This window comes from Aporhodopirellula aestuarii, assembly GCF_023701485.1.
Lineage (GTDB): Bacteria > Planctomycetota > Planctomycetia > Pirellulales > Pirellulaceae > Rhodopirellula > Rhodopirellula aestuarii.
Window position 1 is genome coordinate 153,241 of record NZ_JAMQBK010000036.1, and the last position, 11,602, is coordinate 164,842.

The window sequence follows — 11,602 nt, forward strand, 5'->3', positions numbered from 1 at the left end:
GCAACAATCGAAACTCCCTCACTAGACAGGTGTTCTTTTGTGCATTGCCGGCGTGATCGAGCGAATTTGACGCAAGACTCGGCTGCTTCCGCACACCCCTCCGACAACGTCTCTGTTCGTCGGTTTTTCTCGCATTTGTAAAGCAAATACCATGGACGAATTGGTGCAACTGATAACCGGACGCCTCGGCATTGACGCCTCCGTCGCCAACGACGGACTCGGCAAACTGATGGCACTGGTGAAAGAGCATGTCGGCAGCGACTTGTTCGACCAGATCGCCGGGGCGGTGCCGGGTGCCGACGACGCGGCCTCCCAAGCGGCAGATTCCGGAACACCGCCCGCCGGCGGCGGATTGTTAGGAAAGCTTTCAGGAATGGCTTCCGCGGCCCTCGGCGGCAGCGCGGGGGGAGGATTGGAGATCGCTTCGGCGTTGGCCAGCTGCGGAATCGACGCCGAGAAACTCGGCCCGTTCCTCTCCACCGTCATCGAGTTCCTCAAAGACAAACTCGGTGACGATGTCGTGGAACAACTCCTGAGCAAATTCCCGATGCTCAAAACGTTGTTGGGATAAACCAAGATCCAACTTCGAAACGAGCCGCTGATGCTTGACACGATTCAGCGGCGAACGAGGAAACGTATCACCGTTTTCGGGCAGTGAGCTTAATCGTCCAGTCGTGTGGCCAGCGGAAAGGTGAGTCCCGTCAGCGCGGTGCACAACATCAAACCCGCGGCCACCGACAGACAGTTCGATAAACCGATGCGTCCCGCGATCTGGCCCCAGATCAATGAGCCGATTGCCATCGAGCCTGCCATCATGGTCAAGTAACAGCCCATCCCACGGGCTCGCAGACGCGGCGGCAATGTGATCTGGGCGGTCGCGTTGAGCGTCGTGAGCGTCGACATCCAGCCCACGCCCATCAACAACACGGCGGGCAGCAGCACTTGCCAACGCGGTGAACTGCTCATCACCAACAGGCCGCCGGCGAAGGTCGCCATCGCGGCGGCGATCACACGGTCAGTTCCGAAGCGATGACGGAATCGATGCAGCACCGAAGCGCCCAACACCGCACCGGCACCCATGGTCGCCACGATGATTCCGAACCCGCGTGAGCCCCAGCCGAGTTCGGTTTTGGCAAACAGCGGCAGCAACGACCAGAACGCGCTGCCGGGTAAGACGAACAACGCGACGCCGATCATCACGTTGCGCATCACACCATGAAACGCCACGTAGCGAACGCCTTGACGCATCGAGGCAAAAAACGATCGCCCACGGCTGCTTTCGATGGTTTTACGTTTCCACACGAACAGCACGCCGATCACGGCCGCGAACGTGCACGCGTTGATCGCAAACGTGCTCCAAATGCCAACGACTGCGATCAACACGCCACCGATGGCCGGCCCGACCGTACGCGCCAAGTTAAAACTGATGCTGCCTAAACCGACCGCCCGCGAAATCTGACTGCGTGGCACTAACTCCGGAATCGCTGACTGCCACGTTGGTACATGCACGACCATCCCGAGCCCCATCACAAACGTCAGCCCCAACAGACCCCACGCGGTGATCCAACCGGTGTACGTCAAAAACGCCAGCATACCGGTGACAACGAACAGCAGCGTCTGCGTCATCATCAACAGGCGACGTTTGTCGATGCGATCGGCGAGCACCCCAGCCGGGATCGCCAACAGCACGATCGGTAGCGACATCGACGTGCGGACCGCCGCCACCATCTCGGGGCTGCCTTGCAGCGTCGTCATCAACCAACCGGCGCCGACTTCATGAATCCACGTACCTAGATTGGACGCCAGCGACGCGATCCAAAAGAATCGAAACAGTGGCAAACGCAGCGGTTCCCAAAAAACGCCTTTGCCGAGCGGTGCGATTGTCGCCGGAGAACCTGTTTGCGAATGAGAACGGGTGGGTTGCTCCGAGGCAGACTTCCGTGGTGATTCTCCCTCGACCCGCGTTTGCGTCGACGATCCACCGGCCTGCTTATCACGTGGCAACGGCGCAGGAGTTTCTGCTCCGGTGGCGTGCGATTGCGGATGAGAGCGGGAATCCAGGAAGAGTTTCATAACGAGGTGGGTAGTCGTAAAGTCCGATCAATCGTTTTTGTCGGCACAAGAGGAACTGTTGCAGCAACTATTCGGGCAGCACCGGTTGCCCGATTTGGGCGATTTTGGCCGTGGCGTGTTCCGGAGTGGTAGCGTTACAGGCAGACAACCCTCGCTCCATACATAGAAACCGCGTGATGATCGAAATCACTCACCTTCAAAAACTCTACGACGACACGCTTGCCGTCAAGGACATCAGCATCTCAATTCCTGCTGGGGTGGTTTGTGGGCTGGTCGGACCCAATGGCGCCGGAAAAACGACCACTTTAAGGTGTCTTGCGGGATTGATTCGCCCCACTGAGGGTGAGATACGGGTGCACGGTTTGTGTCCAATTCAAGACCAAGTCGAATTGAAACGAAACGTCGCGTACGTGCCTGATGATCCTCCGTTGTTCGATGATCTCTCCGTTGGTCAACACCTTGATTTCGTCGCACAGCTTTACCGTATCGCCGACCATCGACGACGCGCTTACGATCTGCTCGAACGTTTCGAGTTGTTGTCCAAATACGATTCTGGGGTCACGACGTTGTCCCGCGGGATGCGGCAAAAGCTCGCCATCGCCTGCGCCTATCTGATCTCGCCGCCTGTCTTGTTGCTCGACGAGCCGTTGACCGGACTCGACCCACCTGGCATTCGCACGCTGCTCGATTCCATTTCCGAATACGCTCGGGAAGGCAACACCGTCATCATCAGCAGCCATTTGCTCGCGATGATTGGTGACGTCTGTGATCAAGTTTGGATGATGCACCAAGGCAGTGTGCGTTATCACGGCGCGACCACTGAGTTGCGAGCGTCGTTCCCGCAAGCCGAATCGCTCGAACAAGCCTTCTTTGCCGCCATGACGGTCGTCGGATGAACGCGGTCACCCTTTCACCGAATCGTATTCCCCAAACGAAGCGGACGTCCTCACACCGATTCGCCGGGATCACTTCGTGGAAGCACCCGATCGAAACCATTTGGCATCTCGAATCCGTCCGCACCTCGCACCGCCTGCGTCGGTTCTGGGATCGGATCCGTTCGCCACGACATGCCGCCGCGTCCATTCTCGCGGTCAGTTTTGTGCTGTTGTACTTGCTCGCCGGACTGACCGTGTTGTCGCGACGCGATGTCGTTGACCCCGAGCGTTTGCAATTGTGGCTATCGGGCGGGATGGTGTTATACGCCCTCTATCACTGCATCAAATACTTATGGTCGTCTCGGCCCGCCGATGAACCCACCTGCGTCGTGACGACGCCCGCCGCCGCGTTGTGGATCGGCGGTGGTCCGCTGGCACGCACGTTCGTCGTCTTGCATGAAGTCGTGCGTGTCCTCCCCGCCACGGCCGTCAAATCGATGTTGCTTTGCGTGGTGTTGTGGCGTGACGTGCCCAATCTTTTTTCGCTCTGGTGCGGTGTCTTCCTCGCTCTCTTTGCCCTCGAGTGGATGCGTCGTATCGTCAGCCACGTCATCGATGCGACGACCGCGCGTGAGAAGAAAATTTTGAAACTCGCCAGCGTCATCGTTGTCGTCGCCCTTGTCGCGGCACTCGGGATGCAAACGATCAACGAAACACACGTTGATGGGGATCCGGCGATGTACATGTCGACCGCCATCGCCGAAGTGGCGTTATTCGCCGGCAGTGACACGGTGCAGTGGTTCGCCTTGCCGCTCCAGCCCGCTTCGCATCTCGCCGTCAGTCAGCCGATGTGGCCAATGACCATCCTCGTGCCTGTGACGTGGATGCCTGTGCATTGTCTGTTGTTGATCCTGATGTCCATCATCACGATCGCATTGATGGCAACGGCCCTGATCCATTTAGATCAATGGTCGATCAATCGTCGTCACGCGAACGAACAAGCTCAATTGCAAACATGGCAAACCCAAGCACTGGTCGCGGCCGACGGACGTTCGGTTTCGCGTCGGCTGGTATCAAGTGCGGGCGATAGGGAGTCCTACCGGCCGCTGTTTTCGTGGCCGGTCTGGGCGATCGTTTCACGGCAACTGTACTGCATTCGCCGGTATCGCATGAATGTTCTAATCAGCTTTGCGATCCCGATGGCGGTTTCGCTTTCGCCGCTCCTGACGCCTTCGGCAGGACTCGCCGGGCAGATTACCAAGCAGTGGATCTTTGTCATCGGTGGTATCGCGCTGAGTTCGCTGTTGTTGGCGCCGCCCGCTCTGCAAATCGATTTTCGTCGAGATCTCAAGCGGATGGGATTGCTGAGATCTTTCCCGCTCACCGCAACCGAAATGTGTGCCGGGATGTTATCCGTGCCCGTCGCCATCACGATTCTGTTTCAGTGGATCACCTTGGCGGTTGCCTCGGTCATCGCCGACGTGCCCATGATGCAGGTGATTTGGTTGGCGATCGCATTTCCGTCCCTGTCGCTGCTCACGTTTGCCGTTGAGAACGCATTGTTCCTGGCTTACCCGCACCAGATCCACGACCAAGGGATTTGGATGGTGATCCGCGCGAAGATCACGTTTTTGTGGAAGGGACTGGTGCTCTTAATCGTCCCCGTCGCGTTGTTTCTATGGGGAACGGTCTGTCACGCGGTTTTGCCCGCTGCCGTCGTGGTTCCCGTCGGGTTCTTGGGCAGCCTGTTCGGTTGTTGGATGGTCGCGTTTACCGCCTTCCTCGTCCTGGTGGGAAGTTGGAAACGCTTTGATCCCGCGATCGACATTCCGCCCGATTGACCCGATACAATCGTATGTCGATCGGTAGATCTTCTTGATACGAAAGCCAGGGATGCCGCCCTCTATGATCGAGTCGCCCGTCATGTTTGCGTTGGTTCAGCTTCGATTTGGAGTCACAGCATGAATCGGCTTCCATGCGTTATCGGATTGGTTTTCGTTTTCAGCGTGCTGTCATCGAGCCGCCCTGTGCAGGCGGGATTGACTGGCGAGAACGTTGCCGTGATCGTCAATGCATCCTCGGCCGACTCACTCTCGATCGCAAACCACTATGTTTCCCTTCGAAACATTCCGCCGGGTAATGTGATCTTTCTCGAGAACGTGCCCTCGGGGTCACTCAAAATCTCGCTCGATGATTTCCGTGACAAGATTCTTCGTCCGGTCCTGGAGGCGATCAATGCTCGGGGGCTTGCGGCGCAGATCGATGTGATTGCCTACTCAGCCGGGTTTCCGACTTCGGTCGATATTTCATCCCACACGCGTCAGCTGACCGATCCGGCGCAAAGGAAATATCAAACGCCAACAGCATCCATCAACTCGCTCACTTATTTCTATCGCTGGATACTCGCCGATTCACCCTTGTATCTCGGTTGGGGATCGAACTTCTATGCCCGCGGACCGTTCTCGCGTCACTTCCTCAATCCGTTCAGTGGCGAACCGGGCGAGCGATTCAAGTCCGCTCAGGACGCATCGGAAAAAAATGAGTTTGAGGCGGCTGCCGAGTCGTTCGAGTCGCTCGCAATCGAGTACCCGACGCTGCACCCGCTGCGCATTCTCGCCGCCGAAAATTGGCTGCGGGCGGAGAACGAAGGCAAGGCATTCGAGCAAGTCGCCATGGCGGTCCGGCACGGCTGGGTCAATCGAAGGCATCTCACCGATACCGAACCCTTGATGCAACTGTTCGACACAGATAACGCCGAGTTGTCTGCACCTCGCAAACAATTGCTGAATCGATTGCAGGATGTCCCTGTTGTGTCACAAGGGCCGGTTGCGTTCTCTTCATCAGTCGGATGGACCACCAGCGGTCACCCGATTTCTCTCAGCGAAGGTGCCATCCCATACATGCTTTCATGTGTGCTTGCCGTCGTCCACAAGAACGGCAGCACGGTCGAGCAAGCCGCACAAGTTCTGCAGCGGAGTGCAGGAGCGGATCGCTCTTATCCCGCAGCGACGTTCGGGTTTTCAAAAACGAACGATGTACGTTCGACGACCCGGTTCCCCGGCACACCAGACGCGCTCGCTTGGTTATTGTGCCGAAACCAGTCTGTCGAAATTTTTTCGTCGGTGTTGCCAACTGATCGACGCAGGTATGTGGGCATGATGTTGGGCGCCGCCAATCTCTCGATGCGAAATCGCGAGTGGTCGTTTGTCCCCGGCGCGATCGCTGAAAATTTGACCAGCCTCGGGGCCGTTTTCGACACAACGTCTCAAACCAAACTCACCGCGTTGCTGCATGCCGGTGCCGCGATCAGCAGCGGCGCGGTTGCGGAACCGTACTCGTTGCCTCCCAAATTTCCGACCGCGATGATGTATCCGTTTTACGCCGAAGGCGTGACCGCGATCGAAGCGTTCTACCTCACGTTGCAATCGCCTTACCAGATGCTCATTGTCGGCGATCCGTTATGCCAGCCGTTCTCACGTGCCCCGAATGATTTCGTCAATATCGAACTGTCCCGACCCGAGGCCGCACCCGACGAGACGACCGGTGACGCCAAACCCTCCTCGGATGCGGCCCCAACGATCTCGCTGCAATGGCAATCGATTCCCGATAGCGCGATGACAGTGCCGACGGGAGCGATGGATATTTTTCTCGAAGGAAAACTGGCGAATCGATCGCGACCTGCCACCAAGATCCAAGCGAATCTGCCTGCCGGTCTTGAGGGGGCGATCGACGTTCGGCTGGTACTCGTCGGCGAACATCCCACTCAACCACGCATCGCTTTTTCCGAAGAGATCGTGATCGGTGACGAATCTCAAATCCCGCGAATCGAAAGACTCCGCAAAGACAAAACGGACGAACTCACCGTGTTCGTCGAAGGTCGCGGTGCCGATCAAATCGAACTCGTTCATCTCGGCCGCGTCATCGAAACGATTGACGGGGCGGCGGGGCGAATCGCCCTTCCATCCGACCAGATTGGTCACGGGCCGGTACGTTTGCGAGCGATCGCACAGCACGGCGAACGACGCATCCCCGGTCGGACGTTCGAATTCGATTGGTAGCGGCCGTGAGTCGCGACGGGACGCCGGCGAACTCAGGAACGGTTTCGCAATCGTTCGTAGAGATCGCGATACGTGTCCACCATCTGCTGCACAGTGAATTGTTCGTGTACCCGTTTTTGGTTGGCTTGGCCGACGCTCGATGCAAACTCCGGATCGTCGAGGAAGCGATTGAGGCGTGAGACGAGTCCCTCGTCGCTGTCGGGTTCAAAGCCTTGGTCGGGATCATCCCCGATCAGTTCGAGACTGCCTTCGACGCGGCTGCAAACAACTGGTTTGCCGCCCGCCATCGCTTCGAGCACCACGTTGGGCATCCCCTCGTAGTGACTCGGCAAAACGAACACCCGACAAGCTGCGATCAAGGGTGCCACGTCGGATTGCCAAGGTAGGATTTGCACCCGGTCCCTGCCCACACGATCGGCCCATTGACTTAAGGACTCTCGCTGGGGGCCGCCGCCCGCGATCACGAGTTTGCGGTTCACGCCATCGGTGAATCGGTCGAGCGTGCGTTGCAGCAGCTCAAGGTTTTTCTGCTCATGCAAACGACCGATGAACAGCACGACGTCCGCGTCGGATGGCCATCCGAGAGTCTTCCAATCGAACGCAATCGCATTCGCAAATCGATCCGTTTCGACCGCGTTGACGATCACACTGACGCGGTTCTCCGGTAATCGATATCGCTCGCGTGAGAACGCTTCGACCGCTCTGCTGACGCACACGACGTGATCGGCGCGACGCAGCGCGTGACCTTCGATCGCGATGCGAATCCGATTTGGATCGGCAACCCGAACTCCCGCAATCCAAGGAGCTTTTCGATCACGTTGACTCGCGGAACCGACCGCGTGTGACGTCAAGACGTTGGCGTGGAAAAGAAAGCTTTGCCGCACGCTGTCGGGACGTCGGTTGAGCCAGCGACGCAATTTTCGGTAGACCGAAGGTAGCTGAGCGATGCCGGCACCGTCACCGCTAGAAACCTCGATATCGTGATCGCGGAGGGCGCGAACGAGTTGGTCTTTGCCGTCGTTCGGCGATTTTTCTTGAGGTAGCGAGCCCAGTGAAAAAACGCGAACGTCATCACCCCGTTTCTGAAGCCCGATCGCGAGTCGTGTTAAGGCACGCTCCGCCCCGCCGACGTCGAGTTCGGTGATGACCAGATCGACGTGCATCACATCGCCAACGCGTCTGCGATGCGCAGCGTCTCGTTAACCAATTGATCGACACGTTCGGCGATGTCCTCATCGGCCAACTGATCGCCTTCGAAATTTTCGCCCGTTGAATAAACAAAGCGTGGCACGATCAAACAACGGAAATCGAGCATCAGACTGTTCGCCAAACCCATCGCCGACATGTAGCTGCCTTGGCCTCCGGCGGCCAACATCAAGGCGACCACTTTGCCCGTCCAGGCTTTTCCCGTTAACTCAACGGCGTTTTTGATCGCTGCGTTGACGTCGTAGTTATAGACCGGCGAAGCGACGAAGATCGAATCCGCCTCCCGGATCAATCCGCTCAACGTCAACACCTCCGAATCCCCGTATGCCGTCGCGCCGTCACAGGGCGGCAGCACCCGCTCGGAGAGATCAAACACGGTGACTTCACGCCCTTGTGATTCTAACCGGGCGCAAACTTCTCTCGCCAAGATGCGGCTGCGGCTGGTGGGATGGAGCGACGAACTGATGATCAAATGCATGGCGAAAAAGCAGCGTGCGATATGGAGTTGTGTGAATTCAAGCCGTGAAAAAGAAGCGTGTCACATGATAAAAAATGGGTGCCGCGAAACAAATGTTGTCGATTTGGTCGAGTACCCCGGCGTGCCCTTGAACCAGCGTGCCCGTGTCCGTCACGCCTCGATCGCGTTTGATCGCGCTCATCGTCAACGTTCCCACGCTCGCCATAATCGTCACGACAACGCCCATCAGCAACGCTTCCCACCAAAAGAATGGCGTCGCCCAACGTAACAACGCGGCGATTAAACCCGTCGTCATGATCGATCCCAGCACACCTTCCCACGTTCGCGATCCGTTGATGTTCGGCGCGATCACGTGCGAACCGATCCAGCGACTCCAAACCCGTTCCAACGTCAACGACAACTGCGCGATCAAGACGAAGAACATCAACAGGTTGGTGGCACTCCCGTCCCACTTCTGACCATCGGTGCGGATCAGTTCGAGATACAACAGCGCCGGGGCGTGCGAAAGACAGTAAACGCAAATCAACAAACCGTATTGGATCTTTGCGCATCGTTCTAAAAACCGTTTCGCATCACCTGCGATTGCCGCCCGCGCTGGAATGAACAGGCTCGCGTACACCGGGATCACGATTGTGTAGAACTCGTAATTCTGGCTGCCCAATCCGATCAGGATGTACTGCATCGGCGTGAACACGAAGAAGATCCAGAACAGTGTCCGGTGGTCCCCCCGCCGCGTCGGCGTCATCGAGATGAACTCGCGCAGCGCCCAGAATGAAATGAAGGCGAACAACACCACCAATCCGATCCGTCCGGTCAATGATCCGATCACGAACACGGCCACCATCGTCCACCAAACACGTAGCTTGGATTGGAAACGTTTGATGAGTGCCGCGTCCGTTCCCGGTGTGTTGCTCCGGCCCATCATCACACCGACGATGGTCGAAATCGAAAGTGCCGCCAAGATGACGGCGATCAACAGATAGGTCGTTAAATCGGGCACGCTGGGTCAGGTACCTAAACGAGTGTGTGTAACAAAAACGGTATCCGAGTGAGTGGACCCACCCGGATCATTTAGCGATTTTAGCGACCACGGCGGCGCCCATCGCTGCGGTGCCGATTGCCGAATCGGAATCGCCACGGGCCAAGTCCGATGTACGCAATCCGTCGGCCAACACGCCCGCCACGGCGGCTTCGATCGCATCGGCTTCGTCGTTCAACGATAACGAGTGTCGCAGCATCATGGCGGCGGCAAGGATTGTCGCTAACGGGTTCGCGATCCCCTTGCCTGCGATGTCAGGAGCGCTTCCGTGGATGGGTTCGTAGAGTCCAGGGCCCGATTCACCCAGCGACGCACTCGGCAACATGCCGAGTGAGCCCGGCAACATCGAGGCTTCGTCGGTCAAAATGTCGCCAAACATATTGCCTGTCACGACGACGTCAAAGTCGGCAGGGCGGTTGATCAGATGCATCGCCATTGAATCGACCAGAACGACGTCGTAATTCACGTCGGGGAATTCTTCGGCCATGACTTCCGCTGCCACCCGGCGCCACAGACGGCTCGGTTCGAGCACGTTGGCCTTGTCGACGCTCGTCAGTCGATTTGAACGACCACGGGCGGCATTGGCGGCCATCCGAACGATCCGTTTGACTTCGCGACGCGAGTAAGTCATCGACTGGAATGCGGTTTCGTCTTCGCCTTCTCCCGAGCAACCCGATTCGCCGAAGTAAATCCCGCCGGTCAGTTCACGGAAAAACAGAATGTCTGTGCCACGCACGATGTCGGCCCGCAATGGCGACGCGTCGGCGAGTTCGTCGAACAATTTGATCGGACGCAAGTTCGCGAACAGACCGAGTTCTTTACGAATACGGAGCAGACCCGCCTCGGGACGCGTCTTGGCCGATGGGTCGTCCCATTTCGGGCCACCGACCGCGCCGAGCAGGATCGCCGAAGCCGAACGACACGCGTCAACGGTCGCTTGGGGCAGCGGATCGCCCGTTTCATCAATTGCGATACCGCCGATCTGATGCGAACTGAACGTGAATTCGTGACCGAAGCGATCCGCGATCGCAACCAAAACGAGGCGGGCTTGTTCGACGATCTCGGGGCCGATCCCGTCACCGGGAAGCAAGACGATGGAGTGTTTCATGGTCGGAGGACGTGAGGTTGAGAGTCATGCGGGGAATGAAAACGCCCCAGATTAGCCGAATCTCATCACTTCCCCCAGGGTGCACCGACGCAAGACGCCGGGCATCACCGCGGCGGCTCAGGTCGCGATCGAGATCGAGATCCCATCGCACGAGATTCTCGATCGCGATCATGCCCGGTCGCGGTGACGTGGGTAACGCGTGATTGTTACCGTCACACGCCGGATTTTTGTGTACGAGAGAGCCCTTTAGTCCTCGAACTGCATTTCGATCCCGCCGATCACCGATGCACACAAGTTGTAGAGCAGTGCCATGATCAAACCGCCGATGAAACCGAGGATCCCATAAAAAACGGGGACGAAGATCGCGCCGATCACACCGCCAGCCAATCCGGCCATCAAGTTGTTCCCGCCTCCGCCAGCGACTCCGATCATCGTAAAGACGATCATGAATACCGACATGATCAGACCAATGAACACGTACAAGGCCCCGAGCATCTTGCCGCACGACAAGGGGTCGACTCGTTTCAGTTTCATCGCCCGCGTCATGCCCTGCGAATAACCCTCCGCGGAGGACGCAGCGGTGGGGCTACCATAGGGATTGCTGGGAGGCACGCTCATGGGAATTTCCTTACAGAATTGGTCGTCGATCGCAGGATCAACGGCGAGGAAGTCTGGTGATTCGAAATACGGGGCCTCCCTACAACCGGGTGATTGCGAGGGGGCCTGTTCGTCAGCATACCAGCTTCTCGGTCGTGACATGGATTG

The 11,602-nt window shown here is 57.8% G+C and carries 10 protein-coding genes; 4 read left to right on the plus strand and 6 right to left on the minus strand.

Annotated elements, in window-relative coordinates:
- Positions 1-151: 151 nt before the first annotated feature.
- Complete coding sequence (locus tag NB063_RS14025; protein ID WP_250929360.1) at positions 152-571, plus strand: DUF2780 domain-containing protein; 420 nt, start codon at positions 152-154, stop codon at positions 569-571.
- 89 nt (positions 572-660) lie between these two features.
- Here NB063_RS14025 and NB063_RS14030 read toward each other — a convergent pair whose 3' ends face one another.
- Complete coding sequence (locus NB063_RS14030) at positions 661-2,073, minus strand: MFS transporter (RefSeq protein WP_250929361.1); 1,413 nt, start codon at positions 2,071-2,073, stop codon at positions 661-663.
- 176 nt (positions 2,074-2,249) lie between these two features.
- On the opposite strand from NB063_RS14030, the gene NB063_RS14035 reads away from it, so the two are divergent.
- The 3 genes from NB063_RS14035 to NB063_RS14045 all read left to right on the plus strand — a co-directional run bounded on the left by NB063_RS14035 (position 2,250) and on the right by NB063_RS14045 (position 7,006).
- Complete coding sequence (locus NB063_RS14035) at positions 2,250-2,969, plus strand: ABC transporter ATP-binding protein (protein ID WP_250929362.1); 720 nt, start codon at positions 2,250-2,252, stop codon at positions 2,967-2,969.
- Positions 2,966-4,789 carry a hypothetical protein gene (locus tag NB063_RS14040; RefSeq protein WP_250929363.1) on the plus strand — a complete coding sequence of 608 codons (1,824 nt, stop codon included), beginning with the start codon at positions 2,966-2,968 and terminating at the stop codon, positions 4,787-4,789. The genes NB063_RS14035 and NB063_RS14040 overlap by 4 nt, the downstream gene beginning before the upstream one ends.
- A 120-nt stretch (positions 4,790-4,909) precedes the next feature.
- Positions 4,910-7,006 carry a hypothetical protein gene (locus NB063_RS14045; RefSeq protein WP_250929364.1) on the plus strand — a complete coding sequence of 699 codons (2,097 nt, stop codon included), beginning with the start codon at positions 4,910-4,912 and terminating at the stop codon, positions 7,004-7,006.
- 32 nt (positions 7,007-7,038) lie between these two features.
- Here the strand turns inward: NB063_RS14045 and NB063_RS14050 are convergent, their stop codons facing one another.
- From NB063_RS14050 to NB063_RS14070, 5 genes are all read right to left on the minus strand, one after another.
- Positions 7,039-8,169, minus strand: a complete 1,131-nt coding sequence (locus NB063_RS14050; RefSeq protein ID WP_250929365.1) for a glycosyltransferase — start codon at positions 8,167-8,169, stop codon at positions 7,039-7,041.
- Complete coding sequence (locus NB063_RS14055; protein WP_250929366.1) at positions 8,169-8,690, minus strand: NADPH-dependent FMN reductase; 522 nt, start codon at positions 8,688-8,690, stop codon at positions 8,169-8,171. Before NB063_RS14055 ends, NB063_RS14050 begins: the two co-directional genes overlap by 1 nt.
- A 37-nt stretch (positions 8,691-8,727) precedes the next feature.
- The gene (locus tag NB063_RS14060) at positions 8,728-9,690 is read right to left on the minus strand and encodes a phosphatidate cytidylyltransferase (protein ID WP_250929367.1); all 963 of its coding nucleotides are present in this window, start codon (positions 9,688-9,690) and stop codon (positions 8,728-8,730) included.
- A 67-nt stretch (positions 9,691-9,757) separates the two neighbouring features.
- Entirely contained in the window at positions 9,758-10,837 is a 1,080-nt protein-coding gene (gene leuB, locus NB063_RS14065) for a 3-isopropylmalate dehydrogenase (protein WP_250929368.1), read from the minus strand.
- A gap of 246 nt (positions 10,838-11,083) precedes the next feature.
- On the minus strand, positions 11,084-11,596 hold the full coding sequence (locus tag NB063_RS14070; RefSeq protein WP_250929369.1) for a DUF3566 domain-containing protein: 513 nt from the start codon (positions 11,594-11,596) through the stop codon (positions 11,084-11,086).
- Positions 11,597-11,602 lie beyond the last annotated feature (6 nt).

Excerpts from the sequence above, each read along its gene's own strand:
- NB063_RS14025 (WP_250929360.1), top strand. The coding sequence starts at position 152 with ATGGACGAATTGGTGCAACTGATAACCGGACGCCTCGGCATTGACGCC.
- NB063_RS14030 (WP_250929361.1), bottom strand. The coding sequence starts at position 2,073 with ATGAAACTCTTCCTGGATTCCCGCTCTCATCCGCAATCGCACGCCACC.
- NB063_RS14035 (WP_250929362.1), top strand. The coding sequence starts at position 2,250 with ATGATCGAAATCACTCACCTTCAAAAACTCTACGACGACACGCTTGCC.
- NB063_RS14040 (WP_250929363.1), top strand. The coding sequence starts at position 2,966 with ATGAACGCGGTCACCCTTTCACCGAATCGTATTCCCCAAACGAAGCGG.
- NB063_RS14045 (WP_250929364.1), top strand. The coding sequence starts at position 4,910 with ATGAATCGGCTTCCATGCGTTATCGGATTGGTTTTCGTTTTCAGCGTG.
- NB063_RS14050 (WP_250929365.1), bottom strand. The coding sequence starts at position 8,169 with ATGCACGTCGATCTGGTCATCACCGAACTCGACGTCGGCGGGGCGGAG.
- NB063_RS14055 (WP_250929366.1), bottom strand. The coding sequence starts at position 8,690 with ATGCATTTGATCATCAGTTCGTCGCTCCATCCCACCAGCCGCAGCCGC.
- leuB (WP_250929368.1), bottom strand. The coding sequence starts at position 10,837 with ATGAAACACTCCATCGTCTTGCTTCCCGGTGACGGGATCGGCCCCGAG.
- NB063_RS14070 (WP_250929369.1), bottom strand. The coding sequence starts at position 11,596 with ATGTCACGACCGAGAAGCTGGTATGCTGACGAACAGGCCCCCTCGCAA.